The sequence below is a fragment of the Methyloprofundus sp. genome, from assembly GCF_965251085.1.
Taxonomy (GTDB): Bacteria; Pseudomonadota; Gammaproteobacteria; order Methylococcales; family Methylomonadaceae; genus Methyloprofundus.
In genome coordinates this window covers 434,953-459,240 of record NZ_OZ252594.1, presented here as the reverse complement: position 1 = coordinate 459,240, position 24,288 = coordinate 434,953, and the positions used below count along the sequence as shown (strand labels likewise).

The 24,288-nt window shown below is 40.9% G+C and carries 25 protein-coding genes and 1 other RNA gene; 10 read left to right on the top strand and 16 right to left on the bottom strand.

Going from position 1 to position 24,288, the window contains the following annotated elements; genetic code table 11:
* Nucleotide 1: 1 nt before the first annotated feature.
* The 7 genes from pyrR to ACQY3F_RS02230 form a co-directional block, all read right to left on the bottom strand.
* Nucleotides 2-511, bottom strand: coding sequence for a bifunctional pyr operon transcriptional regulator/uracil phosphoribosyltransferase PyrR (pyrR, locus tag ACQY3F_RS02260; RefSeq protein ID WP_428353288.1), 510 nt, complete (start codon nt 509-511; stop codon nt 2-4).
* Entirely contained in the window at nt 511-960 is a 450-nt protein-coding gene (gene ruvX / locus ACQY3F_RS02255) for a Holliday junction resolvase RuvX (RefSeq protein WP_428353287.1), read from the bottom strand. The genes pyrR and ruvX overlap by 1 nt, the downstream gene beginning before the upstream one ends.
* The gene (locus tag ACQY3F_RS02250; protein ID WP_428353286.1) at nt 953-1,519 is read right to left on the bottom strand and encodes a YqgE/AlgH family protein; all 567 of its coding nucleotides are present in this window, start codon (nt 1,517-1,519) and stop codon (nt 953-955) included. The genes ruvX and ACQY3F_RS02250 overlap by 8 nt, the downstream gene beginning before the upstream one ends.
* A gap of 416 nt (nt 1,520-1,935) precedes the next feature.
* Complete coding sequence (locus ACQY3F_RS02245) at nt 1,936-3,144, bottom strand: UbiH/UbiF/VisC/COQ6 family ubiquinone biosynthesis hydroxylase (RefSeq protein ID WP_428353285.1); 1,209 nt, start codon at nt 3,142-3,144, stop codon at nt 1,936-1,938.
* On the bottom strand, nt 3,141-4,355 hold the full coding sequence (gene ubiH, locus ACQY3F_RS02240) for a 2-octaprenyl-6-methoxyphenyl hydroxylase (RefSeq protein ID WP_428353284.1): 1,215 nt from the start codon (nt 4,353-4,355) through the stop codon (nt 3,141-3,143). The genes ACQY3F_RS02245 and ubiH overlap by 4 nt, the downstream gene beginning before the upstream one ends.
* Nucleotides 4,356-4,572: 217 nt before the next feature.
* A complete protein-coding gene (locus ACQY3F_RS02235; RefSeq protein WP_428353283.1) occupies nt 4,573-5,877 on the bottom strand; it encodes an aminopeptidase P N-terminal domain-containing protein in 1,305 nt (434 codons plus the stop codon).
* 10 nt (nt 5,878-5,887) lie between these two features.
* Nucleotides 5,888-6,421, bottom strand: a complete 534-nt coding sequence (locus ACQY3F_RS02230; RefSeq protein WP_428353282.1) for a UPF0149 family protein — start codon at nt 6,419-6,421, stop codon at nt 5,888-5,890.
* Between the two features lie 377 nt (nt 6,422-6,798).
* Here ACQY3F_RS02230 and ACQY3F_RS02225 point away from each other — a divergent pair, with 377 nt between their 5' ends.
* The 3 genes from ACQY3F_RS02225 (at nt 6,799) to ssrS (ending at nt 7,507) form a co-directional block, all read left to right on the top strand.
* Nucleotides 6,799-7,020: a TIGR02449 family protein gene (locus tag ACQY3F_RS02225; protein WP_428353281.1), complete on the top strand. Its 222-nt coding sequence runs from the start codon at nt 6,799-6,801 to the stop codon at nt 7,018-7,020.
* Nucleotides 7,017-7,316, top strand: a complete 300-nt coding sequence (locus ACQY3F_RS02220) for a cell division protein ZapA (RefSeq protein WP_428353280.1) — start codon at nt 7,017-7,019, stop codon at nt 7,314-7,316. Before ACQY3F_RS02225 ends, ACQY3F_RS02220 begins: the two co-directional genes overlap by 4 nt.
* Nucleotides 7,317-7,329: 13 nt before the next feature.
* A non-coding RNA gene (gene ssrS, locus ACQY3F_RS02215) (6S RNA) lies at nt 7,330-7,507 on the top strand.
* Nucleotides 7,508-7,705: 198 nt separating this feature from the next.
* Here the strand turns inward: ssrS and ACQY3F_RS02210 are convergent.
* Nucleotides 7,706-7,897: a hypothetical protein gene (locus ACQY3F_RS02210; protein WP_428353279.1), complete on the bottom strand. Its 192-nt coding sequence runs from the start codon at nt 7,895-7,897 to the stop codon at nt 7,706-7,708.
* Nucleotides 7,898-7,907: 10 nt separating this feature from the next.
* A complete protein-coding gene (locus ACQY3F_RS02205) occupies nt 7,908-9,017 on the bottom strand; it encodes a GNAT family N-acetyltransferase (protein WP_428353278.1) in 1,110 nt (369 codons plus the stop codon).
* 22 nt (nt 9,018-9,039) lie between these two features.
* Between ACQY3F_RS02205 and ACQY3F_RS02200 the strand changes: the two genes are divergently transcribed.
* The 3 genes from ACQY3F_RS02200 to ACQY3F_RS02190 all read left to right on the top strand — a co-directional run bounded on the left by ACQY3F_RS02200 (nt 9,040) and on the right by ACQY3F_RS02190 (nt 12,691).
* Nucleotides 9,040-9,633, top strand: coding sequence for a DUF938 domain-containing protein (locus ACQY3F_RS02200; protein ID WP_428353277.1), 594 nt, complete (start codon nt 9,040-9,042; stop codon nt 9,631-9,633).
* A 518-nt stretch (nt 9,634-10,151) separates the two neighbouring features.
* Nucleotides 10,152-11,495 carry a pentapeptide repeat-containing protein gene (locus tag ACQY3F_RS02195; protein WP_428353276.1) on the top strand — a complete coding sequence of 448 codons (1,344 nt, stop codon included), beginning with the start codon at nt 10,152-10,154 and terminating at the stop codon, nt 11,493-11,495.
* Nucleotides 11,486-12,691: an MFS transporter gene (locus ACQY3F_RS02190; protein ID WP_428353275.1), complete on the top strand. Its 1,206-nt coding sequence runs from the start codon at nt 11,486-11,488 to the stop codon at nt 12,689-12,691. Before ACQY3F_RS02195 ends, ACQY3F_RS02190 begins: the two co-directional genes overlap by 10 nt.
* Nucleotides 12,692-12,860: 169 nt before the next feature.
* Here the strand turns inward: ACQY3F_RS02190 and ACQY3F_RS02185 are convergent, their stop codons facing one another.
* The 4 genes from ACQY3F_RS02185 to hemL are packed head-to-tail and all read right to left on the bottom strand — an operon-like array spanning nt 12,861 to nt 17,212.
* Nucleotides 12,861-13,478: an arylesterase gene (locus tag ACQY3F_RS02185; protein WP_428353274.1), complete on the bottom strand. Its 618-nt coding sequence runs from the start codon at nt 13,476-13,478 to the stop codon at nt 12,861-12,863.
* Between the two features lie 16 nt (nt 13,479-13,494).
* Entirely contained in the window at nt 13,495-13,992 is a 498-nt protein-coding gene (locus tag ACQY3F_RS02180) for a hypothetical protein (protein WP_428353273.1), read from the bottom strand.
* Nucleotides 13,993-14,029: 37 nt separating this feature from the next.
* On the bottom strand, nt 14,030-15,892 hold the full coding sequence (locus ACQY3F_RS02175) for a RelA/SpoT family protein (RefSeq protein WP_428353272.1): 1,863 nt from the start codon (nt 15,890-15,892) through the stop codon (nt 14,030-14,032).
* A 39-nt stretch (nt 15,893-15,931) separates the two neighbouring features.
* Nucleotides 15,932-17,212: a glutamate-1-semialdehyde 2,1-aminomutase gene (gene hemL / locus ACQY3F_RS02170; RefSeq protein ID WP_428353271.1), complete on the bottom strand. Its 1,281-nt coding sequence runs from the start codon at nt 17,210-17,212 to the stop codon at nt 15,932-15,934.
* Nucleotides 17,213-17,662: 450 nt separating this feature from the next.
* Between hemL and ACQY3F_RS02165 the strand changes: the two genes are divergently transcribed.
* The 4 genes from ACQY3F_RS02165 to ubiK all read left to right on the top strand — a co-directional run bounded on the left by ACQY3F_RS02165 (nt 17,663) and on the right by ubiK (nt 21,191).
* Nucleotides 17,663-18,097, top strand: coding sequence for a putative lipoprotein (locus ACQY3F_RS02165; RefSeq protein WP_428353270.1), 435 nt, complete (start codon nt 17,663-17,665; stop codon nt 18,095-18,097).
* 206 nt (nt 18,098-18,303) lie between these two features.
* Nucleotides 18,304-20,178 carry a hypothetical protein gene (locus tag ACQY3F_RS02160; protein ID WP_428353269.1) on the top strand — a complete coding sequence of 625 codons (1,875 nt, stop codon included), beginning with the start codon at nt 18,304-18,306 and terminating at the stop codon, nt 20,176-20,178.
* A gap of 129 nt (nt 20,179-20,307) precedes the next feature.
* The gene (locus tag ACQY3F_RS02155) at nt 20,308-20,886 is read left to right on the top strand and encodes a MarR family winged helix-turn-helix transcriptional regulator (protein WP_428353268.1); all 579 of its coding nucleotides are present in this window, start codon (nt 20,308-20,310) and stop codon (nt 20,884-20,886) included.
* 50 nt (nt 20,887-20,936) lie between these two features.
* Nucleotides 20,937-21,191, top strand: coding sequence for a ubiquinone biosynthesis accessory factor UbiK (gene ubiK / locus ACQY3F_RS02150; RefSeq protein ID WP_428353267.1), 255 nt, complete (start codon nt 20,937-20,939; stop codon nt 21,189-21,191).
* Between the two features lie 237 nt (nt 21,192-21,428).
* Here ubiK and ACQY3F_RS02145 read toward each other — a convergent pair whose 3' ends face one another.
* The 3 genes from ACQY3F_RS02145 to recD form a co-directional block, all read right to left on the bottom strand.
* Nucleotides 21,429-21,905: a DUF3368 domain-containing protein gene (locus ACQY3F_RS02145; RefSeq protein ID WP_428353266.1), complete on the bottom strand. Its 477-nt coding sequence runs from the start codon at nt 21,903-21,905 to the stop codon at nt 21,429-21,431.
* Nucleotides 21,902-22,177: a UPF0175 family protein gene (locus ACQY3F_RS02140; protein ID WP_428353265.1), complete on the bottom strand. Its 276-nt coding sequence runs from the start codon at nt 22,175-22,177 to the stop codon at nt 21,902-21,904. The genes ACQY3F_RS02145 and ACQY3F_RS02140 overlap by 4 nt, the downstream gene beginning before the upstream one ends.
* Nucleotides 22,178-22,367: 190 nt before the next feature.
* The gene (recD, locus tag ACQY3F_RS02135) at nt 22,368-23,993 is read right to left on the bottom strand and encodes an exodeoxyribonuclease V subunit alpha (RefSeq protein ID WP_428353264.1); all 1,626 of its coding nucleotides are present in this window, start codon (nt 23,991-23,993) and stop codon (nt 22,368-22,370) included.
* Nucleotides 23,994-24,288: the final 295 nt, after the last annotated feature.

Sequence of the window (24,288 nt, the reverse complement as noted above, 5' to 3'; positions counted from 1 at the left end):
CCTAAGCAACAGACTGGATTTCAACATCCAGCGGTTCAGGTCCAGTGAGTTTTATGCGCTGTCCAACTGCAAGATTTATCTCCGCGCCGACGCAATCGGGGCGAATAGGGATTTGCCGCCCATTACGTTCGATTAATACGCCCAAAATTACTTGTCTAGGCCGGCCATAATCAAATATTTCATTCAGCGCTGCGCGAATGGTGCGCCCGGTATAAAAAACATCATCAATTAAAATAATATCGCGTCCTTCAACCGTTAACGGCAGTTTACTTTGCTTTACTTTAGGGTTGACACCAATTTGTGAAAAGTCATCACGATAGAAGGAAATGTCCAGCAAGCCCAGCGGCTCTTTAATCTTTAGCCACTGATGTAATTGCTCAGCCACCCAGACGCCTCCGGTGTGTATACCAATGATGATAGGGTCGCTGACCCGGCGTTGCTCCATTACTTCAATGATGGAAGATTCCAGTTGATTGAGTAATACGGGAATCTCTATATGTTCGATTGTCATTATTGTTGATTTAACCAGGATTGAAGAATTAACTGGGCTGCGAGTTGGTCCTGTACTTCCCACAGTTTACTTGCATTAACCTGAACATCTTCATACAACATTTGTTTCGCCTCGAATGTAGATAAGGCTTCGTCTATTTGAAACACCGGTAGATTAAAACGTCCGTTTAACTGGCGGCAGAACTTTAACATTCTAGGGGTAATAGGGTTATCCCTGCCATCTGCCTGGCGAGATACCCCGACCACCAAACCCTGAGGTTGCCACTGCTCAATTAACTGAGCAATTTTTTCCCAGTTAGGCACTTGATTCAAGGAGCGAATCGTTTCCAAGGGGCTAGCTGTTTTGGTGATTAGCTGACCTACGGCCACGCCTATTTTTTTACTGCCAAAATCAAACCCTAAGTAACTCTCCGAACTTAATTTCGCCAGAATAGGATCCTGTTTAGGCATGACCCGCCTGGCTGCTTAACAAGTTAATATCTAGCCCCATATTATGAGCTGCGGCACTCCAGCGTTTGCTGATCGGCGTATCAAAAACCACCCCTTCATCATATTGCGTACTTAGCCAGGCATTACTTTTCATTTCCGTTTCCAGCTGATCTTCACCCCAACCAGCATAACCCAGCGTAATTAGGAATTTTTTGGGCCCTTTGCCAGCTGCGATGGCTTTCAATATATCCCGTGAAGTCGTTAAGGAAAGTGTATCTGAAACAGTAATACTCGATTCCCAGGTTTCTTCAGAGGTATGATGCGACACAAAACCGCGCTCTTGCTGTACCGGCCCTCCTGAGAAAATAGGTATCCCTGCTATTTTGTCATCGACAGCGACCAGATCCATTTGCTCTAAAATATCTCCCAGAGTCATTTCCATAGGATGGTTAATCACCAAGCCGAGCGCGCCATCACTATTATGCTGGCACACAAAAGTCACTCCATGAAAGAAATTAGGATCGACCAGATTGGGCATTGCAATCAGCAATTGATTTTTAAAGGAGTTGATTTCTTGCATAAAACGCCTGGTTATTTTTTGAGTTGATAGCTACTTTTATCGGTATTCAAATGAGTTGGATTAGGCACCTGGAAATAAATAATCGTCCAATATTTGGGCAGGATTTTTGTCTGTCATCAGTGCTGTAGCAATAGGCACATAGCTGGCTACGTAACTATTGGTACAGTGCTGATGATGGACAAAAAGACCAGCAAGGATGGATGATTATTTGTTTCCATGTGCCTTATTATTTTACAATGCATGTTTGAGCAGTGCTACTGCGACACCAACAAGGCCCACTGTTCTAATATATTAAAGTATACCTGAAGTCAGATACTAACAGTATGTATACGGCTTAATCTTTAAACTCAGTCCTGATTGCTTTATATTGCGCCTGATGGGGTAAATAGCTTATTTTAACGACACAATAGTTACTCTTAGGAGCGCGCAAACGCAGGTAAATCATCTCTTAAACCCATCGCATAACGATTAAAATAATTTTTTACCCAAGCGCTATGGTTAATCCAGCTCATTCCACTTCCACGTAATTGGCGAAAACCCTCGTTTTGAGTGGTATAAATTTTATTAATCATATCCATACTGCCCATCATCGCCAGATTATCGCCTTTCCGCCAGCGCTCATATTGACGCAGTAATTTATGACTGCCTATCGGTCTACCGGCTTGCTCTGCATTAATAATTAATTCAGCTATCGCTGCAGCATCCAGCAAACCCGCATTCGCACCTTGGCCAGCTAAAGGGTGCATGGCATGCGCCGCATCACCGATTAAAGCAAAGTGCTCAGCTATATATTGATTGGCATATTGAAAACGCAAGGGAAACGCCCCCCGTGGGCCGACTGACAGCATTTCCCCCAAAACGCCACCTGAGGCCTGCTCTAGATGTTGCAAAAAATCTTTCTCGGTTAAGACCACATACTCTTGTGCTGTTTGATGACTTAATGTCCAGACGATTGAGCACTGACCATTTTTTAAGGGCAAAAATGCCAACGGGCCTTCCGGTAAGAAGCGTTGCCAAGCCGTATATTGGTGACTATTTTCTGTGCTGATTGTTGCAACCAGCCCATCCTGTTTATATTCCCATCCGGTCGTTTGAATTCCTGCCATCTGACGCAAGGAGGAATCTCGCCCATCCGCTGCAATAAGGATCTCTGTGGTTAATATTTGTCCATCATCCAGCACGACTTTTGCCGCACTGCTATCAAGCTCTATATCAGCAACCTTTGCCGGACAATGGATACTGGCATCGCTTAAAATTTCCAGCCGATCCCAAAGCGCTGCGACAGTAACACGATTTTCTACCAAATGGCCTAACTCAGTAAACTCGGTATCAGCAGCATCAAAATCCAGCTCACCTGCACTGTCTGCATCCCAGACATGCATATGATCATAAGGGCCAACGCCCCGCTCTACCATTGCAGGCCACGCCCCTACTGCCTGTAAAATATTATGTGAAGCGCGTGTTAAGGCTGAGACCCGTATGTCTACAGTCTCAGCAGGCCAATCTCTGACTGGATTATGCGCATCAACCAGAGCGACTTTAATACCTGCCTGGGCCAAAGCACAGGCAGCCGTTGCCCCCACCATGCCCCCACCAACGATAACTGCAGCATATGCTTTACTCATATTCGTCTCCGTGTGCCTATATGCGGCATACGCGCATTAAAACCCATGGCATAACGCGCCAATTGTTTTTTTGCACCCGGCATCATATCTAACAAGGCCAAACTTGCATTTCTAACGACGGCAAGTGATAAGCTTTGATTGGAAAACAGCTTAACCAGGCTGTCTGTAAAATTAACCACCGTATTATGATCTTTCTGGCGTTGCACAGCGTAATCTTGCAATAATCCCTCTGCGCCTATATCTTCACCCTGTTGTTGTGCATTCAATAGTATTTCTGCTAGTTGCACTACATCACGCAATCCGAGATTAAACCCTTGCCCAGCCACTGGATGCAATTGATGCACAGCATTGCCGACAATGACCACGCGGCCTGAGTGCATACTTTTTGCCCGAACCAGAGTCAGCGGAAAAGAGCGCCGTGGAGCAGTTAAGCTAAAGCGCCCCAGTTTATAACCGAAACACGCGTGTAAAGCTGCCAAAAACTCATTTTCACTATCCATAAGAAGTTGTTCGGCATCCTCTTTAGTACGCGTCCAGACCACCGCGTAATCCTGTTTAAAAGGTAATAATGCCAGTGGCCCCGAGCTGGTAAACCGCTCATATGCAACATTATTATGAGCTAATTCTGTTTTAATAGTTGTCACAATCGCAGCCTGCTGATACTCAGTAACCGCTTGTTCGATTTCCAGCAATTTCCTGACTGTTGAATGCCCACCATCTGCCCCGACTAGCAGTCTGGCTGATATATTAATTGAAGTATCTTGCTGCTTTAAACTAATATGCGCATGTGTTTGATCTGAAGCAATGCCTATTACGCGTGCCGGACTAATTTGCACTATATCCGTCTGGGCAATTAATTGCGCAACAACATCTTCTAAATCCCGTGCAGTTATTACATAACCTAATGCGGCTACGCCTTCTTTTTCTGCAGCAAGCCGGGTTTTACCAAAATGCCCCTGATCAGAGACATGAATGGTCTTGATTGCTGTTGCCAATGTTTTAGCTTGAGCCCAGACTCCCAAAGCATCAAGCATTGTCACCGTACCGCTGGCTAGCGCCAAGGCACGATCACCCGCAGGTGAATTATGTAATTGTTCGCGAGTACTGGCTTCAACAATAGCAATGGTTAAACCACTACCCTGTAATGCCAGAGCCAGACAGTTTCCTGCCAGACCGCCTCCTACAATAACGACATCATAATCCTGCTTCATATTTTAACTCTCTGCTGTTACACCATTTAAGATAATTATCCTAGAAAAATCAGTTGAGCGCGAATTCATAGTGCAAGATATTGAATTTATATAACACTTTCAAAAAATCTTAGCTTCACCCATAGGTTAAGCGGGCATTTTTTGCAAGTGCGGTGGAATCAAGAGCTTGTGCTAGAAAACGTGAGCAACTGATTTTTCTAGGATTATAGCAACGTCCTTACTGCATAACCGCTTCAATCTCGGCTATTGTTTTAGGAATCGCCTGGCTTAAAACCTGATAGCCTTGCTCAGTTACCAGTACATCATCTTCTATACGTATGCCAATTCCACGCCATTTTTCGTCAACAGAACTGCAATCTACTGGAATATACAGCCCTGGTTCTATGGTTAAGACCATACCCGCTTCTAGCACTCGCCATTCTTCATTAATTTTATAATCGCCGACATCATGCACATCCATTCCCAGCCAGTGTCCTATGCGATGCATATAAAATATTTTATACGCCTCATCCTCTATAAGAGTCTCAATTTCACCCACTAATAAGCCTAGCTCGACCAGACCTTCTGTTAACACCTGAACGGATGCTTCATGTGCCTTATTCCAGGGCGCATTAACTTTAATCTCCTGCATTGCAGCTAACTGCGCATCCAGAACCAATTGATAGAGTAATTTTTGTGCCCCAGAAAAAATACCGTTAACCGGAAAAGTACGCGTTATATCTGCTGCATAATGGTCACACTCTGCCCCGGCATCAATCAACAATAAGTCACCGTCATTTAATATCGCCTTATTTTCGGTGTAATGCAAAACACAGGCGTTTTCTCCTCCTGCGACTATAGAAGGGTAGGCTACTGCCCGCAAACCGTTATCAATAAATTCATGTATCATCTCACCTTCAATTTGATATTCATAACGTCCAGAATGACAACGCTGCATTGCACGAATATGACCTTTTGCCGAAACATCAATTGCCGTTTGCAGCAGTTTAATCTCGGCAGGGCTTTTAATTAAGCGCATTTCATGCAGAATATGCTCAAGCGAAACCAGCTCGCCAGGTGCGGAAATTCCACTACGGGTCTGACTGCGTATATGCGTAATCCATTCCATAATATGGTGATCCAGTTCAGGATCTCGCCCCATCGGATAGAACACTTTATTCTTGTTTTCTAGCAGGCCAGGCAAAATATCACTTAAGTCATCTATCGGAAATGAATCATCCGCGCCATACTCCTGAGTAGCACCTTCTAGTCCTGCATGAGCACCTTCCCACAGGGCCTTTTTTTCATCAAATTCCTGACAAAATAAAATATATTCTCCCTGTTCGCGCCCAGGGATAAACACCGCCAATGCATCTGCTTCATTAAAACCAGTTAAATAATAAAAATCACTATCCTGGCGAAATGGATAATCGACATCCCGGTTTCTAGTTCGCGTATCGGCACTGGCAATAATTGCAATATTATCTTTGCCAACCTGGCTCATTAATAATTCACGGCGCTTGTTAAATTCACTTGCTATCATCGATATATTCCTAATGCACGGTGTTATTTTCTACAGCGGGATGTAATTCACTACGAATTAACATGACCGCAGCGCGTAAGTATTCCTGAATCTCTACCAGATCATTTTCAGCCTCTTCGGCTTCATCTTCGGCTATATCAGTGTCTAGTTTAGTAAATTCAATCATATCTTTTAAAACTTCATCCACTTCACCCGGCCATTCACTATTCGTCTGCACCCGTCCCATGCCAAATAAAAACCCCTGGCACCATTGTATTAAAGCCGTGCAACGTATACTCACTGCCTCATCTTCATCAGGTAAATACAAATCAAAGACAAACTCATCACTGGTCATTAATTCCCTGGTTTGTTCAAACAAGTTATTCAATTCCACCTTGTCCTCTTCTAACAAACTGGGGCCTTCTGAAAAAGCCTCATTTATCCAGTCACTTACTTCTGTGTTTTTATTCATGCATAACATGGCAACTGCAATGCCATGCACTTCTGCGACGCTGTCAGCCGCATCTTTTTGTAAAATAATTGAATTTAGGTCTGAATAGCTCATTGCGTTTAAATGGTTAAATTATTATCATCCTGTGCTTGTTATACGGATGCAGGAATAAAAAGCGGTACTTATGCTAACATACATTATTGAGAGAATTTTACACTAAAGTGTATAATCTCAGAGCAAAAGGATGTAAAGCAAATCAATATAGAAACTATTTAATCAAAACGCATGCTTAAGAGCGCGAGGGTTTAATAATATCCGCAAGTATGACGCAGGATTTTGGCATCACAGGCATGCTAGGAAAATAGGAGCATAACATGCTACGCAACTGTTTTTCTAGTGCGACTGTGGAGTCAAAAAACAAGTCAGACTCGGGTATTATTGAATTCACGCTCCTTAGTATGGTGAGTTAGCTTTAAGGTAATGGATCATTCATGAACACAAATAATCAGTCATTTGATATAAATGAACTCGAGAATAAGCTAGAAGAATTAATCCAGCGTTATAATTCAGTGCAAAATGAAAATACCACGTTAAAAGTCAAACAAGATGAGCTAGTCAAAGAAAAAGCCAAATTAGTTGAAAAAACTAATCTGGCTCGCACTCGTGTAGAAGCGATGATTAGCCGCTTAAAAACCATGGAACATGGCTCATGAGCATCCAGCAACACCCCGTTTCAGTTAACATTCTCGGCAAAGAATATAAGATTATCTGCGCTGAAAATGAACAGGAAGATCTTATCGCTTCAGCCCAGCAACTAGATCATCAAATGCGCGAAATCCGCTTGTCGGGAAAAGTCGCCGGTGCCGAACGAGTAGCCGTACTTGCGGCTTTAAATCTTAGCGTCGAATTGCAGCAATCTAAGCAAAATAGCCCTCCCGATAGCTCGAGTCTGGGCGAGCATTTAAATAAATTGTATCTTAAGATCGAAACTGCGCTCAAAACCGTTTAAAATATAACCTATGTATCTCCTGCGGTATTCGACAGTGGAGTGGGTGTTTCTTGGACCTATATTTACTCCGGGAGTCGATTCTTGTACTGGTGCGCATGTCCGTCCGCGGAAAGCCTGAAATGCAAGATAGACACCCACTTGAACCTTTCGGTTCAAGAACGATGCTTCACATCGGCACAGGCGGGAGATACATACCCCCCAAATATAAAAACTCTGCGTACACTTTCAATATTTTCCTGTTTATAACTCAAGGTATTAATCTTTTTTACCATGAAGGGCATGAAGGTAAAAGCATAAAGCATGGGCTTAATTTAAGCTCAACTATAGCCTTTGAGATTAATAACCTTCCATACATCCTGAGTAATCAATTTATGACAATCAATACTTTACTACTTGGAAGCGGGATCTTTAGTCCCGCCTTCAGCCTGCGGGACTAAAGATCCCGCTTCCGCATATTGGTTGTAAATTCCTGAGAATCTATATTTCACCAGACAAAAAGAAGGTTTACCGCGAAAAGCACGAAGAATTAACTTCCGTTCTTCAAGTCCTTCATGCGCTTCATGGTAAAAAACAAATAACATTACCTAAGCTCTAAACTAGTTTCTTAAAAGGCAATTGCTTAATACAAGCTTGTTTATATCCCTCTACCATTTCCTCTTCGCGGCGTAAAAAATCAGCAATTAATTTAGCAAATTCAGTATTTTTAATCCAATGTGCAGAATAGGTATTAATGGGTTCAAAGCCACGGGAAATCTTGTGCTCTCCCTGAGCGCCGGAATCAAATATTTGCTTGTTATGAGCAATACAATATTCTAGAACCTGATAATAACAGGCCTCAAAGTGCAGGCTGTGGTACTCCTCGTAACACCCCCAATAGCGACCATATAAAGTATCCTCACCAATAAAACTGAGCGCTGCGCCCACATATACCTGACCGTTATTCGCTAAAACCAATAACATCTGCTCTGGCATGGATTGCGCTAATTGCTTAAAAAAAGCGATATTCAGATACGCAGCCTGGCCTCTTTTTAAATAAGTCAGTTCATAAAACTGAAAAAACACCTGCCACTGTTGTTGCGTGATTTCCTGCCCTGTTAGTTTTTGTAATTGTATGCCTTGCTCTTTTACCCTACGGCGCTCTTTGTTGATATTTTTACGCTGCCTGGAAGTAAAGGTTTGCAAATAGTCGTCAAAGTCGCGATAATTTTTATTAAACCATTGGAACTGCACACCCACACGGATTAGCATATCCTGAGGTAAATCTTTAATTTGGGAATAATCAGCAAAGAGGCAATGCAGGCCGGAAATATTATGTTGTTCAGAATAGGCCTTAAGCGTATTCATACATAATTGCATCACGGTAGAAAGGTCCTGACCCTCCTTAAGCAAAATACGCTGCCCCTGGCAGGGCGTAAAAGGAATCGCATTAAGCCATTTTGGATAATATTCCATTCCCGATTGATAATAGGCATCAGCCCACTGCTGGTCAAAAACGTACTCGCCACGGGAATGATTTTTTAGATACAAGGGCATGGCAGCAATCAGCTCCTGCTGCTCAAAAACCAGCAGATGTTTTGATAGCCAGCCAGTTGCTTCACTAACTGAGCCACTTTGTTCCAGCGCCACTAAAAACTCATGGCATACAAAGGGGTCATCAGTTTGCACCAAATTATTCCAGCTAACAGCATTAACCTCCGTCATACTATTAATTTGCTTAATCACCATGAATAAACCCTTTTCGCAATCTTCTGAAAACAATAAACAGCCTATTTTACAGGTAATAGAAACTATTTTTCGCAAGCCGGCAACAGTTTGGGAAATAGGCAGCGGTACGGGCCAACATGCCTGTTATTTTGCGCAAAAACTACCGCACTTGCAATGGCAAGCAACTGACAGGGAAGAAAATCTACCTGGTATCAATCGCTGGATAGAGGATGCAAAGCTAGACAACTTAGCGACTAGCCTAGCTTTAAATGTAAGCGATACGCAGTGGCCCTGCCAGCAAATAGAAGCGATATTTACTGCAAATACTTTGCACATTATGCACTGGCATGAAGTAGAGGCCTTTTTTTCCGGTTTAGCAAAGTATTTATCAGCAAGAGCTTCTGTGTGTATCTATGGCCCCTTTAATTATCAAAGAAGCTATACCAGCACAAGTAATGAGCAGTTTGATAAATGGCTAAAAGCACGCGACCCGGAAAGTGGTATTCGTGATTTTAGCGAGATTGAACAGCTTGCTAATGCAGCAGGGGTAACAATTCAGGATGACCATGCTATGCCAGCGAACAATAGATTATTGGTACTACTGAAAAATTGATACGTTCATTTTATTCTAAGAAAATAGGGGCTGTACTAAGCTCTACTATGCCTCTCAACCTTCCTAACTAAACCTAGCACTCCATTAATGTTGTTTTACGGGTAAGCTTTTGTAGAGCGGACTTGAGTCCGCTATGATCAAGGCAGAGAATAAAGCGAGACTGAAGTCCTCTCCATATTACTCGTCAATACTAGTGTGATGGAGTACTAGGACTACCTATTACCCACAAGTGCTAACATTTGAATAATCAATAAGTTACGTCTTTACAAAAATAATTGTTTTAAATTTTGCTTTTAATAAAAACAGACTCTTAGACATTGCTTTCTTATCGACACACAACTTATGGGTAATAGGCAGTCCTAGCCCACCAGCGCCAATTAGTATTGCGCAGACTGAAGCTATTTGTTAGTATCAAATTGAATAGACTATTAATATACTTCGGAGCTTTATCTTGCCATTGCAACACAATGTAAGACACCTGCTTACCAATGAATTGCTCGTATTTTGAGGAGAAGAAGATGTACTTCCCATTAATTGAAAGACGAATAGCCGCACAGGACAGGCGCGTTAATACTACCGATAGAAGGCACTCGCAAAAGAGTCATTCGCTTGCAGATAATAAAAGAAAAAAAACTACGCGCCGCAAGGGTAATGAGCGACGTGCTTTAATACTGGATCGCGAAACTCTACTATATGCCTCACTTCTTAATAATGGGCATGAACCTAAGCGCGAAGAACAAAAAACTAAATTACTCCCTATCTGTAGCGCTATTTTAATTCCACTAATAATTGGTGGGTTCACTATATTAGCGACTAATTCAATTAATGATAAGCAAATGGAAAGTGCTAAATTAATTGCCCAGCAACAAAAGGAAAGTGCTGAGTTAATTGCTAAAGGCCAACAGAAAAATGCTCAGAATATTGCCCAGGGAGAAATGGAAACTGAACATTTAAAGCATTTAGTAGCCATTTTTTCCTCTATTATTTCACCAGATAAGAATGATTCACCGGAAATTATTCAACAACGAATTCGTTCATTAGCTGTCTATGGTGATGAAGCATTACCTTTTCTATTACAGATTCAGCATCATTTTTCAAAACCTGAAAATATCCCCTTAGAGGGAAAAGGTATTTCAGTTTTGTCAAATGAGGAAAAAAATGGCCTCTATAAAATTGAAACTTCTCGAAGGAAATCGGGTGTAGCTAAGAGCACAATAAATACGATTATTAAACACAGTCAACTTAATGTACCAAAACAAAAAATCATAGGCCCCTCTGATACAAATCGCCTTAATCTACGAAATAAAGAGTATATAAAATACAATCTTGATGATAGTATTTTTACTAATGTTAACTTATATCAAGCAAATTTTTCTGGCTCGTCCTTGCGGATCTCAAAATTTATTAATGCTGATTTAGTAGAAGCAAATTTTCAGTACGCCAACTTATCCGGCGTTACTTTTGAGAATGCAGAATTAGCAAATACAAATTTCAATCAGGCGAAACTTAGTGGCGTTAAATTTATCAATTGTAAAAAAATTGAAAATGCAAAATTCTCATTAAATACCGTACTATATGCAAAACTGGACTTTTTTGGATCAAAATTGTCCGAACAGCAGTATATTCTTCTACTGATGAATCATAAAGAAGAATTAGTAAACATAAATAAAAACGAAGAAGAAAAAAGTAAGCTAGATAGTATATTAACTATATTAAAAGATAAATACCAAATCCAAAGCTTTAATGAGTTGCAAGAAAAATTTAAGCAATACAAGAGTAAAAGCATTGCGAGTATGAATAAATCAAATAATGTTAGTCAAATATCTAAAAATATCCTAAATGCATTCCCCCCATGGCCATAAAAAAACAAACTGCAATAACTCAGGGTAAGGGAAATTTACTTAAGGTCATTAGCTTTAGTTATTTTGCCGTATTTCTAGGCCACAGCCTCTGGCGCTCCACTTTTTATAACTATAGTATTGAGGTCATTCAACTAGATCAGACAGAAATCTCCTGGCTATTTTCTATTGCTTCAATTCCCGGCATTTTTGCCTTTCTACTGGGCTATATTGCCCACAAAGTCCCTTTGCACCTTCTTACAGGCATCACTCTGCTTTTACTGGGAACGGGGTTGCTTGTTTTGGGCATCGCTTCCGATAACAAAGGCCTGTTACTTGGTACCTTTATGCTGAGCATGGGCTTTGCCTGGTATTTACCCCTGGCTCATAATGTCTGTATTCGGGAGCGCAGTCATAGATCCGTTAATCGGGCTCTAGGGCGGTTAAAAAGTCTGGGGCCTTTCGCGGCGGCACTAACTGCTATCCTTATCTATTTCTTTAATCACAACCACCAGATCGAGCCTCTGTTTATCATTAGTGGCATTAGTTTATTATTTGTCGGCCTTGTCGTAGGAAAAAGTTTACGTAACTCTCACTATCGCCGCAAACGTACTGCACTGCATTTCTCTCCTGGTTTATGGTCTTTTTATTTACTTAATTTTATTTCTGGCAGTCGCAGTGCGTTATTTAAAGCCTTTATCATGACTCAATTTGTCTCGGCTTTTCAAATGTCCATTGTCTCTATGAGCTTGCTCTTACTGGCAGGAAATATAACAGGAATTTTCGGTTACAGACTACTTGGAGCACTAGCTGATAAGTTTAATCCCATAAATATTTTAACAATATTGTATATTATCATTGCAGCTGTCTTTGGTGGTTTTTCCTATGCTCTTATGCAGGCACCAAGCCAAGGTATTATGCTTGCCATGATTTTGTTTCTGATTGATTCCTTGTTATTTGGCTCCGCTGTCATTACTGACGCTTATCTTAAACAAGCCGATAGAAGTGCTTATATAGTCAGCGACCTTGCCACAGGAATGACGTTTTTTCATTTAGCAGGCTTTCTACTCCCTATTGTAGGTAATTTGATCTGGGATAAATTTGGCATCAACGGGGTCCTGACTCTAGGCGCTTGTATTTCAATATCAGGGGCAATATCCAGTCGTTTTATGCTTGCGTTGGCACGGCAGCCAACAATTCATCCTAGAAAAATCAGTTGAGCGAGGAATTATGGTGCAACATATTGAATTAATATAATACTTTCACAAAATCTTAGGTTCACCCATAGCTGTGTGGGAATTTTTTGGAAGTGCTGTGGGATCAATAGGTTGCGCTAGAAACCATGAGCAACTGATTTTTCAAGGTTCATAGCAAATAAAGCACCTTTCACTACTGAGACGACAAAGCACCGGTATTAACCAGTAAATTATAAATATTTTCAGCCATCAGCCTATACCCGGCACTATTAGGGTGGATTCTATCTGACTTCAACCCATTATCACTCAATATTTCCGGTAATGTTTCAAGGTCAACTGGGACATGTTGCTCCTCAGCAACTTGTTGATAAAGCTCGGCGCTGCTGAGCAAAAAAAGCTGTGGTTTTGGTACCCCTAACATGACCACTTTAATGTCCCGCTCCCGGGCTGTAGTGATCATCTGTGATAAGTTACTTGCAAGCTGTTGCTCAGGAACTCTTCTCAACAGATCATTACCTCCATGTATTAGAATCATTAGTTCAGGCTGATATTGGTCCAGTAATTTAGATAGACGGCGCAACCCGGTTTGACTCACTTCTCCTGGAATGCCGGCATTGATCACTTTATGCTGACTTAATTCACTTAATATACTTGGATAACTGGTGTTTCCAGAAGCGCCTGTTCCATAGGTCAGGCTATCTCCAAAAGCCAGAATAACGGCATCTGGTGATATTTTCTGGTAAACCTTGGGAGCAGACTGCTCGCAAGCGAACAGCGACAAGGATATTAAAATTACTAATGTATTTTTCATAGGAAGCTAAATGTACTCACTTAAGTTTTTTCCTGCGCCTTACGGTATAAAAAATCAGTGCGTAAATCAGCAATAAAGGCAGAAAAAATCGTGTCACCAACCATTTCCAGTTAGGCACCTGGGTTACAAACCCCCAAAAGCGATCTTTTTTATTTTGATTAAAATCATTGGGTAAAAAACATAGGCTGTAGGTATGAAAGTTACTGTCAAAAACATAACAGCGTGCTCGCTCACGTATATAACTTTCACTATGGGTTTTATTGATTGAGCTGTCTTTATAGACTGACTGAAGCACATGATAACCAGCTTTTAGCTTAGTGGCGTTATCTATTGGCGAGCTGGTAAATTTAAAATTGTAATTATCGCCCGCCTGAATCACTGAATATTGATAACTTTCAGGAACATTTGTGCTGAAAGTATCCACAAAGGTAAATTCAGTGTTGGCTAAACTAAAAGCAGAATGGCATGCTGTACTCAAAATAAACATAACAGCATACAAAATAGATCGATTCATTTTATCCTCTGGTAACTAACAAGCAAAAAAATAGGGGCTAAGTAGCATCCACTTTTAAACTAACCGCAAAAACTTGCTTTTTTTGCTCTTCACTAAGCTTATTGATATTTTCACAATCAGCTCTGTGAATGGCTATTCCATTGCTATGGCTGATAAAGCCTTTTAAGTCATCATCTATTTGTGGTCGACAGCATTGAGCGAAATGCGTCAATATGTTATCAGCTCCGGCAACGCTTATATCCAGCTTATTCGCTTGTATCGGTGCTGCTTTCTTTACTTTAGTTTTTCTTTTCTTACCCTCAATTTCAAGCAAAGCATAATTTAATTGCCTGCTATTAATAAGGCTACGGCCTAAAGCGAGATATAACTTTTCTATATCGGATAAATTAAAATGCTGTAATAATTTTGCTTGGTAATCGCTTTTGGGTCTTAAACGCTGCACTTCTTTTTCCAACAGCTGCTGCCCCATCCCAAGATGCTTATCTTGCCCTTGTAGCCTAAGCCAGGCTTTAACTTTCTGAATTGCCCCGGGGGTTTTTAAATAAGCCAGATTCGGATCTACCCAGTTCGGGTTAGGTGCGATATCATTGCCTGTCAGAATTTCAACCTGCTCTCCCGTTTGCAACTGGTAGGTTAAAGAAACGATCCCGCCATTCACCTTCGCGCCCCGACAGCGATGCCCCACATCAGTATGGATTGCATAGGCAAAATCCAGCGGCGTTGCGCCTTTGACCAAATCTATTAATTGACCCTTGGGTGTTAGCACATAGACGCGGTCAGCAAAGAGCTCAGTATGAAAATTTTCCAGCAAGGCATGGCCATCTTGTTCTTCCAATAACTGCCTAAGTGAAGCAATACTTTTTTCCGTAGCAATATCTTGTTTACTGCCTTCTTTATATCGCCAGTGTGCTGCGACCCCGAGTTCAGCAAAGTCATGCATTTCTTTAGTACGTATCTGTACTTCAATGCGATTATTACCGGCATCTAAAACAACGGTATGCAAAGACTGATAGCCATTGTTTTTCGGATTGGCAATATAATCATCAAATTCCTTTGGAATTGAGATCCAGTACTGGTGTACCAGCCCCAACATTTCGTAGCACTGTGCTGTTTTTTGCACAATGACTCGCACGGCTAATAAGTCATATAGTTCTTCAATTGGCAATTTTTTACGCTGCATTTTTTGCCAGATACTATAAATATGCTTAGGACGACCTTTGATTTCTACCCGCATATCGCCACTAGACACCGCCTGCTGGAGTTGCACGATAAAAGCTTCAATACAATCTTCCCGGTGTACCCGCTTGCTCTCCAGCTCTTTAGCGACAAATAAGTAATTTTCCGGCTCTAAATAACGAAAAGCATAATCTTCCAGGGCCCATTTAAGTTGTCCTATACCTAAACGGTTAGCGATGGGGGCATATAGGTCCAAAGTTTCCTGAGCAATAAAATGACGAATGTCCTGCTCTTCCTGTGCCAGCTTTTTTAATCTGGCTAACCGATATGCCAGTTTAACCAGTAGCGCACGTATATCATCCGTTGTCGATAACAACATGCGCCTAAGTATCTCGATTTGCGAGGCTTGTGTAGAAATATTTTTTGAATAAATTTTAAGCGCATTCAGCTCTTTGATGTTAGTGACTAAGCTGGCAACTACCGGCCCGAATTCAATGTCTAAAGGATAATCTATTAAGCGTGGGTCACTTAAGATAGCCGCTAATATCGTTTCTAAACCTACATTCAGAGCAAGTAAATTTAGCGCAACATCAAGGCCATGCGGCCGGTTGGGTTCAACATCTTCACAACTTTCAACCAACGTTATAGCCTGTTGAATTAAAGCACATTCCTTGGTAGCGAAGCGCGTGAATAAATCATTTGTAGAGGGTAAGTAGCTAGGCATAAAAATCGGGCTGGGCCATGACAGCCCAAACCCTAAACACTATAGTTGATTAAATACACGTTCAGCGGCATCGATAGTCGCAGCTATATCCGCATCACTGTGCGCAGCGGAAACAAAGCCCGCCTCAAAAGCGGAAGGTGCCAGATATACACCTTCATTTAACATACCATGAAAGAACTGCTTAAATAACTCCTGGTCACAACGCATCACTTGCGCGAAGCTACTGATATGATCATCCTGGCTAAAAAACAGGCCAAACATGCCTCCGACTACATTCACAGACATGCCGATCCCTGCAGTAATTGCCTTGGCTTGTATTCCTGTCGCTAATACTCTGGTTTTTTCAGCCAGCTGCTGGTGAAAATTAGCCGCTGATAATAACTCCAGCGTTTTAATACCTGCCGCCATGGCAACCGGATTGCCAGATAAGGTACCCGCCTGATAGACCGAACCGACCGGTGCCAGAGAAGACATGATGTTATGTGCTCCACCAAAGGCTCCTACAGGCATACCGCCGCCTATTATTTTCCCCAGAGTGGTTAAATCAGGTTTAATATTATATAAGCCTTGTGCACAGTGTTTATCTACACGAAAACCAGTCATGACTTCATCGAAAATCAAAATCGCTCCAGACTGATCACAGACTTCTCGTAATGTCTCTAAAAAACCGGGGACAGGAGGTATACAATTCATATTTCCGGCAACTGGTTCAACAATTATCGCTGCAATTTGTTCACCCATTTGTGCAAATGCCTGTTGCACCGACTCACTATCGTTATAAGTCAGCGTAAGCGTATCTTCAGCGACTGCGGCAGGTACACCAGGTGAACTAGGCACGCCCAAAGTTAAAGCGCCCGAACCCGCTTTAACTAATAAAGAGTCAGAATGACCATGATAACAACCTTCAAATTTAACAATTTTATCCCGCCCAGTATGCCCTCTCGCCAGACGAATAGCACTCATAGTCGCTTCTGTGCCTGAACTTACCATGCGCACCTGTTCAATCGAAGGCACTAATTTACAGATTTTTCTTGCCATTAAGGTTTCAATCTCGGTGGGCGCACCAAAACTGAGTCCCTTCGCAGCGGTCTCATTAACGACATCTAAGACATCCTGATGGGCGTGCCCGACAATCATAGGCCCCCACGATCCAACATAATCTATATACTGCTTACCTTCCGAATCATATATATAGGCCCCTTTGGCATGATCTATAAAAACGGGGGTGCCTCCCACACCACTAAAAGAACGTACAGGTGAATTAACACCTCCAGGAATAACTTCTTTGGCTTCAGAAAATAAACTTGCGGATTCTGTCATGTTTTATCTCACTTTTCTAAGATTATATTTACAGCATGCTGCCATAAACTTTAAGACGGATGATAGTTCCCTTACCTGGATCTATCTTGGTTGTTTTATTATACTTCGCGCGGTTACGGTTGCGGTTTTTATAGCGAGTTGATTTTGGTCAAGAGCAAGGCGCTGAAACAGGCGCATAGCAAGCTACGTAACTGTTTCAGCAACGCAGCTGTTGACCAAAATCGGCCGTTAAAAAACCGCAACCGTGGCCGTGCGAAGTATAATATTCGGGAAAAGAATACTCGCCTATACTATACAAGCTTGTCTCAATTTTTTCATTCTCATTACAAACGATTATTAATTTGTACAAAGGCTTGAAAAACAGTATTATTTTAAGGTAATAAATATGTAAAGTGTTTATGATGTTATATTGATAAGCATAATTATCGCAACCAACTCAGGATTTTAACTATGCAAAATAAACCATTTCTGTTCCCCGCACTTATTATAGTAAGTCTAGCGCAAGGATGTTCGTTTTCTCATAGCTCTGAGAGCTCATCTGATAGCTCGGGCAGTAGCTCAACATCATCTGGGTCCAGTAGCAGTAGTAAGTCGTCAAAAGATACTGAGGAATATCAACTCCAGGTGATGAGTTATGCCAGTGCATACCTATCTACGGCAGATTTTGATCGTTTTGCTTTTTCCCGGGGTATCTCGCAAATTGCAACGGCTAATGGAATCACTAACTGGGAAGATGATGATGCTACCATGATTGCCATTGGCCGTGCTTTAAAAAAATCAAATATAACGGGTAGCGCATACGAATCTTATAAAGACAAAATTGCTAATTCTGATAAAGACAGAATGGAGTTAATTCAAAAAGGTTATGAAATGAATAAAGACTAAAAAGTCTCCTACTATACTTCGCGCTAATACAGCGCGAAGTATCCCTCCGAGAATCACTATTCGAGCCGTGCTTAGGAGCGAGAATTCAACAATACCTGAGTCTGACTTGTTCCTGCCTACGCAGGAATGACGTTTCTTTTGACGCCACAGCCGCACTAGAAAAACAGTTGCGTAGCCTGCTATGCGCCTGTTTTCCAAGTACGCCTATGATGCCAAAACGCCACGTCATACTTGCGGATATTATTAAACCCTCTCGCCTTAGCAAACGCACTATTCAGCTTTTTTTCTTACTCAGTTCGCTGAGCTGCTTTCATTTACCTTTGCTGAATGCGCAAGTGCTTGATTATATCTATATTACCGCCAGCGAAGGCAATGCTAGCGGTGGACATACCGCACTGCGTTTCGATAATGAAACGTACCACTTTCAACATTATGATGGCGGAATTATTCGCCTGGTTAAAGACCCTAGTAATGATTTCGACTTTCAATACCGTTATCTGGAAAATCGGACTTTTCATCAGGCCAGCTTAGATCTCAATGAGCAAGATTATGCACAGCTACATAATCATTTCAGTCTGCGCTTTTTACAGCAACAGCAACAAGATGCAATCGGAAAAGAAATCAAGCTGAATATCGCTTTGTTAAACTCTCCACCCCTAGACCCACAATTAAAAATTTGGGGAGCTGGCCTGTTTAATCAACAAGCGGTTCCACGTGAAACAGTAGCACTGACAACGGATAGAATCAAGCAACAGATCAAAGCAAAATATGGTGCTGCTTACCTGGCTAACAGCATTAAACGCCTTAAATCTGAAATTGATACCTTGCTCCCAGAACCTTGGCCCCAAAAAAGCTTACAATTCAGCGAAGGATCTTTTTCAGCCATTCCTTATTCCTTTGCCAGCCACTACCTGGATACTGTGAGCAAATTATTGTTGCTGGAAACTATAACAATTGGGGCCGAGTTAAATCAACAATTCTACTTTAGTCCTGAGCAGTCACTATTTAACCTGTCTCAAGCAGAAATCAGCAAATTAAAAAGCTTTCAAAAACTGCTCGCAACTAATTTAGTTGTCCTACTAAATTCACAGCGCCCTGACTGGGGCAGTGCGGCTTTTATACTCTATGCACGAATTTTAAGCCTCGACCTTGCAATAGAATCAGGTAAATTAGTTCTCCTCGATACCTTTAAAGAGACTAGCCCGGTTATTAGCAAGTCCGAAGTAAGCCGCTATAAAGCAAAATTTCTTCGCCAGCAAAAAAATGCTTTATCTCGTATTGCCCAGCTCAAAAAAAACTTGTTTACTCAATCAGATACGCCTACTGAACAAGCTTATAGCCACCTTGAAATGCTAAGCAATTATTACCATGAACGCGAACAAGGCCTACAAAACCAGCAATCTATCAGAATATCGGGAGAGCAACTTCTAGCGAAGAAATCTATCCCCTTGCCAGCAGAGCTACTCCCTAACCTAACCCAGCTTGAAAGAGCCACACATTTAGCCCGATTTGAAGCGTACCGGATAAATATTAATCAACAAATGCAAGCATTGTATAGCTATGATTTATTTACGCGAAACTGCGTAACCGAAATTATGAGCACTATTAATCAGCTATCTACAGAAAATAAACACATTCAGGATTTAAGTCAGTTAACGGATAAAGATATTATTGCCTTTATTCCCTTTGGATCCTTTCATGCTCTGTCTAAGGATTATACAAAAAAGACGCTGCCTTCTTACCGCCATCAGCAACTAGAAAAAATGTATCGCGAAGAAAATAATGCACTTGTTTTTTTAAGAGAATTCAATACGCTTAGCGCCAGTAGTTATCAATATAATGATCAGGATTCCTCCTTTCTTTTTTTTACCGATGATACTATCTGGACACGGCCAATATTTGGCTCTATCAACCTTATCGCGGCAACAACAATGAGCCTATACGGCAGTCTGGCCTTACCTTTCGATTCTGGAAGAGCACTAAAAGATGGCACGATGGGAATATTGATGAGCCTGCCAGAATTGACATTTTTTAATATCCGCAAAGGGAGTTATAAGCATTTGAGCTTTCCGGAAAATTAAGCGCGAGTTCAACCCGTTTTAGGGCATTGAAAGGCACAAAAGCACTTGCTGTATCAGCCGATTATTGTTCCTGCAAAGGTTTTACTGAGTTTATTTTATGCCTGCTCTGAGTAATGATAAGATACCCTCATGCAGGAACTAACCACCTTAAAATTAATTGAACGTATCAGTACCTTGCTGAGAGCTGAACAGCGCAAAAAATACTCAGCTTTAGGGCTGCAACCCGTGCACGTCGAGACACTAGACTATTTAGCTAACTGTAACCGCTTCAGTGACACACCCGCAGCAGTGACAGATTACTTAGGCCTAACCAAAGGCACTGTATCGCAAACTCTTCAGGTACTAGTACGCAAAGGTTATATTGAAAAACAGCAGGATGTTGTAGATAAGCGTATTGTGCATTTGAAGGTTCTTACCCCAGGCCAGGAGCTACTGAAAAGTATCACTCCTTTTGATGTGTTTATAAAAGCCGAACAAGCGATTGCCAATAAACAATTTGATTCTATCGGAGATGCGCTATATGAAGCACTCGTGGCCTTACAAAATGTGAATGGCACTAGTAGTTTTGGTAAGTGCAAGAGTTGTATAACTTTTAGTGAAGATAATGACCACTATTATTGCTTGCTTATGCAACAACCTTTAGAACAGGCTGATTTAGAAAAAATTTGCCGAGAATATATCTCGGTTACTAATTCTGGCTTAGTGTAAGTAACTAAGCCTACTCAACTTCAATTTATATACTCTACTCAGGAATAACTATGTTTGACCCAAAATCAATTGATGATATCGCCACTCGCTTAAGCGATGCTATTCCTCCAGGCCTTAGTAATTTTAAGGAAGACATGGAGAAAAATTTTCGCGCTATTTTACAAAGCGCATTAGGTAAAATGGACTTAGTAACCCGCGAAGAATTCGAAGTACAAAAAGGCGTATTAGCCAAAACACGATCTAAACTAGAAGCGCTTGAGCAACGTGTAGAAGCAATGGAACAACAACTATCAAATAAAGCCTGATAAAGAAAAATAGAGCGGGGTTTAGCTTTCGCTAAAAATCTTGGAAACGGAGCTTTAATTTCTAGTCCCTGTTAGCTGTAGGGCTGGGCGTTTTCTCGAAGCGTCTTTTTGCGTAGAAAAAATGCAAAGCATTCCAACACAGCGTCAAGCCATTGCCGCGTTGTGGGCAGTGATGTCCAGAATGAGCTTTCGCAAAAGTAGGGACTCCCCGCAGTTATCCTATATTAATAAATAAGACTATCGTTCATTAGCTTTTTTCAAGAAAGAGTAATAAACATGATTAGAATACCACCTTCCTTTAGAAATCATTTCATCAAGAAGAGGTTTGACTTCGGTAATGATTCCAACCTCTTTCGCTTTCAATAAAATTGATAATGTTCTGATAACATTAAGCCCTGATTCTTTAGCAATTATGTACCCAGTATTTTCGTCAATGATCGTATTATGAGCATTTATTTCTTCTGCAAGTACAATAGTTTGCACCTCACCAGCATCTAATTGTTCTAGTAAGAATTTCTCTCGTTCTATATTTTGTAGTGTTTGTACAGTAATGAAGCTCAAATCAACCTCTTTGTATCCATATCCATGTTTAGCTTTAATTTCATCATAGACGGCTTGAGGGATAATTATTTCTTGAAATAATTCTTTTAAAATTTCAATTTTGCCAATAGAGCTTAAAGATATTATAGGGGTGGTATTTGATACAGTTTTCACTTTATCTTGGCTACATCAGAAAAAATATTGTCAATTTCTTCTTCGGAATAATCAAAAATAAATTCTTTTTCGTCCTGTAATTTACTTATAAAATCTAATTTATTATATCCAGCAAGTTCAGCTGCTTTTCCGAGAGATAAGTTTCTTTTTCGATAAAAGAGTAGGGCGGATAAAAAGAGAACATCTTGAGTAAACTCATCTTTTGTTTCTTTTAAAGTGGTTAATATTCCTTCCTTAACAGAAAATGAAATATTTATAATTTGTTCATCCATAAGCTACTTCCTTTCAATTAGTATAGAATACATTGTACCGCGTGATAGTCGTCCGCGCTTTCTTTCTCCGCACTCAAACTTGAAAGCATCAAGAGTCAGCTCCTAAGATGGTAGCTGTCATTTAAATGCCAATCTAACACTTTCTGTATGATCAAGCCGGAACGAATACACCTCAGTTCATATTTAAGCCTTACATCATTTGTATAATTCTATTGGCTACGCCACTAGATCGTTTAATCCTACGTCCTATCGTTTCCTGAAATATCGCCTTATTCGCCAATAATTTAAGTGACTCTTTTGCACGGGTTATCCCGGTATAAACAAGTTCTTTGCTTAATACAGGGCTCATTTTTTCCGGCAATAGCAACAGTACTTCATTAAATTCAGAGCCCTGACTTTTGTGTATAGTCATGGCAAAAACTGTTTCACAATTGGATAAACGAGCGGGCATATATTTCCTTATACTGCCATCTGGCAATAAGAAATAGACCATCAATTGCCCGGAATTTTCCGCATCTGGCATACACAAACCAATATCCCCATTATATAAGCGTAGCACAGGATCATTTTTAATAACCATGACCGGTCGTCCGCTATACCATTCACCGCTATTTTGAATAAGCTTCCTTTCTCTTAACTTTTCAACGACACGTTGGTTAATATCATTTACACTATTCTCACCTTGCCTTGTAGCACAGAGTACTTGAAAGGTATTGAATGCAGCAAAGCAACTTGCAACATCTGCCTCTGCAGAAATAAGCTGTAAATAAGACAGCTGCTTATCGGTAACATAAGTCACTAAATTCTCTTTTAACAAACACAGCCGAGCATCACCTTGATTTAGCAAGTCCCAGGCTTCATCTGCTTTTTGTAGATTTATAGCCTGTGCAAATTTTTTTATATTCCCAGAGAATCGATAAGATTTTTTTAGTTCCTGTGTATAAGCTGGCAATGCCAGCGTTAAATCAGCAAGAACAGTACCCGTCTCTACCGATGCTAATTGATCTTTATCCCCTAATAAAATCAATCGAGCGTCGTTTTTCAAAGCATTTACTAATTTACACATTAAAGGTAAATCAATCATAGATACTTCATCGACTACAACAATATCAAAGGGGAGGGGATTTTCAGAATTATATTTAAAATAAGGGGAGGGGGGCCGAGCTCCTAACAGGCGATGTAAGGTAATTACCTGCTCGGGAATCACCTGTTTGATTATCTCAGTACAAGGTAGCTTATCTTTGCTTTGGCCGATTGACTCTTGCAATCGCATTGCCGCTTTTCCAGTCGGAGCAGCCAATGCAATATTAAATGGCTGAGTGGATATTTCCTGTAATAAAGCTAATATCTTTACTACCGTTGTCGTTTTTCCAGTCCCTGGACCACCCGTAATAATTGTAAATGAATTTCTAACTGCGCTAATCGCAGCTTGTTTTTGCCAATCTACTTCGCTGCTATCTGGAAAATATTGGCTAATAATATTATCTATACTCACAGTGGAAGATTTACCAGCGGTTAAAAGCACAATTTTTTTAGCCAATTGGCACTCATAACTCCAATAACGTTGCAGATAAAGATTATTATTTTCCACAACTAAAGGACACTTTCCTGTGCTATCTGCCAGGCCAGAAGCTAAAACAAGGTCTTGTTCAGTCTCGCTAAGCCCAATACAACTATGCCCCTCACTTTGTGCATAAGATAATCCAGCAATAATCGCTTTAAACTGTTTACCCTTTTCGCTATCAAATTCAGTTAATTGATTTAAGAATCGGGCAAAAGCATAGTCTAAACGGCTAAGAGAAATATCTTTTTGCATAAACTATAGCCACCGTAAAAATACTATGAAATGTGTATGAAATAAAATCTACAACAAGTAATGGAAGTGTAGGGCGCGGCTTTAGCCCGCCAAAAAGGGTGGACATATGATCCAAGAATAATCAGTTGCCCACGGTTTCTAGCATAAGCTATTGATTCCATGTTCAACTGTTTTTCCAGGATGATAAAAGCGGGCTAAAGCCACGCCCTACAAAAACCTAACTGCTTAGATAGTATTGTACAACAAAGCTTGAGGAAAAAAAAAACCCAAACTCGTTAGAGATTGGGTTTTAGAT

What these genes read in the sequence shown, in the direction of transcription:
- pyrR (WP_428353288.1), bottom strand. Translation starts at nt 511, where the DNA reads ATGACAATCGAACATATAGAGATTCCCGTATTACTCAATCAACTGGAA.
- ruvX (WP_428353287.1), bottom strand. Translation starts at nt 960, where the DNA reads ATGCCTAAACAGGATCCTATTCTGGCGAAATTAAGTTCGGAGAGTTAC.
- ACQY3F_RS02250 (WP_428353286.1), bottom strand. Translation starts at nt 1,519, where the DNA reads ATGCAAGAAATCAACTCCTTTAAAAATCAATTGCTGATTGCAATGCCC.
- ACQY3F_RS02245 (WP_428353285.1), bottom strand. Translation starts at nt 3,144, where the DNA reads ATGAGTAAAGCATATGCTGCAGTTATCGTTGGTGGGGGCATGGTGGGG.
- ubiH (WP_428353284.1), bottom strand. Translation starts at nt 4,355, where the DNA reads ATGAAGCAGGATTATGATGTCGTTATTGTAGGAGGCGGTCTGGCAGGA.
- ACQY3F_RS02235 (WP_428353283.1), bottom strand. Translation starts at nt 5,877, where the DNA reads ATGATAGCAAGTGAATTTAACAAGCGCCGTGAATTATTAATGAGCCAG.
- ACQY3F_RS02230 (WP_428353282.1), bottom strand. Translation starts at nt 6,421, where the DNA reads ATGAGCTATTCAGACCTAAATTCAATTATTTTACAAAAAGATGCGGCT.
- ACQY3F_RS02225 (WP_428353281.1), top strand. Translation starts at nt 6,799, where the DNA reads ATGAACACAAATAATCAGTCATTTGATATAAATGAACTCGAGAATAAG.
- ACQY3F_RS02220 (WP_428353280.1), top strand. Translation starts at nt 7,017, where the DNA reads ATGAGCATCCAGCAACACCCCGTTTCAGTTAACATTCTCGGCAAAGAA.
- ACQY3F_RS02210 (WP_428353279.1), bottom strand. Translation starts at nt 7,897, where the DNA reads ATGTTATTTGTTTTTTACCATGAAGCGCATGAAGGACTTGAAGAACGG.
- ACQY3F_RS02205 (WP_428353278.1), bottom strand. Translation starts at nt 9,017, where the DNA reads ATGACGGAGGTTAATGCTGTTAGCTGGAATAATTTGGTGCAAACTGAT.
- ACQY3F_RS02200 (WP_428353277.1), top strand. Translation starts at nt 9,040, where the DNA reads ATGAATAAACCCTTTTCGCAATCTTCTGAAAACAATAAACAGCCTATT.
- ACQY3F_RS02195 (WP_428353276.1), top strand. Translation starts at nt 10,152, where the DNA reads ATGTACTTCCCATTAATTGAAAGACGAATAGCCGCACAGGACAGGCGC.
- ACQY3F_RS02190 (WP_428353275.1), top strand. Translation starts at nt 11,486, where the DNA reads ATGGCCATAAAAAAACAAACTGCAATAACTCAGGGTAAGGGAAATTTA.
- ACQY3F_RS02185 (WP_428353274.1), bottom strand. Translation starts at nt 13,478, where the DNA reads ATGAAAAATACATTAGTAATTTTAATATCCTTGTCGCTGTTCGCTTGC.
- ACQY3F_RS02180 (WP_428353273.1), bottom strand. Translation starts at nt 13,992, where the DNA reads ATGAATCGATCTATTTTGTATGCTGTTATGTTTATTTTGAGTACAGCA.
- ACQY3F_RS02175 (WP_428353272.1), bottom strand. Translation starts at nt 15,892, where the DNA reads ATGCCTAGCTACTTACCCTCTACAAATGATTTATTCACGCGCTTCGCT.
- hemL (WP_428353271.1), bottom strand. Translation starts at nt 17,212, where the DNA reads ATGACAGAATCCGCAAGTTTATTTTCTGAAGCCAAAGAAGTTATTCCT.
- ACQY3F_RS02165 (WP_428353270.1), top strand. Translation starts at nt 17,663, where the DNA reads ATGCAAAATAAACCATTTCTGTTCCCCGCACTTATTATAGTAAGTCTA.
- ACQY3F_RS02160 (WP_428353269.1), top strand. Translation starts at nt 18,304, where the DNA reads ATGATGCCAAAACGCCACGTCATACTTGCGGATATTATTAAACCCTCT.
- ACQY3F_RS02155 (WP_428353268.1), top strand. Translation starts at nt 20,308, where the DNA reads ATGCAGGAACTAACCACCTTAAAATTAATTGAACGTATCAGTACCTTG.
- ubiK (WP_428353267.1), top strand. Translation starts at nt 20,937, where the DNA reads ATGTTTGACCCAAAATCAATTGATGATATCGCCACTCGCTTAAGCGAT.
- ACQY3F_RS02140 (WP_428353265.1), bottom strand. Translation starts at nt 22,177, where the DNA reads ATGGATGAACAAATTATAAATATTTCATTTTCTGTTAAGGAAGGAATA.
- recD (WP_428353264.1), bottom strand. Translation starts at nt 23,993, where the DNA reads ATGCAAAAAGATATTTCTCTTAGCCGTTTAGACTATGCTTTTGCCCGA.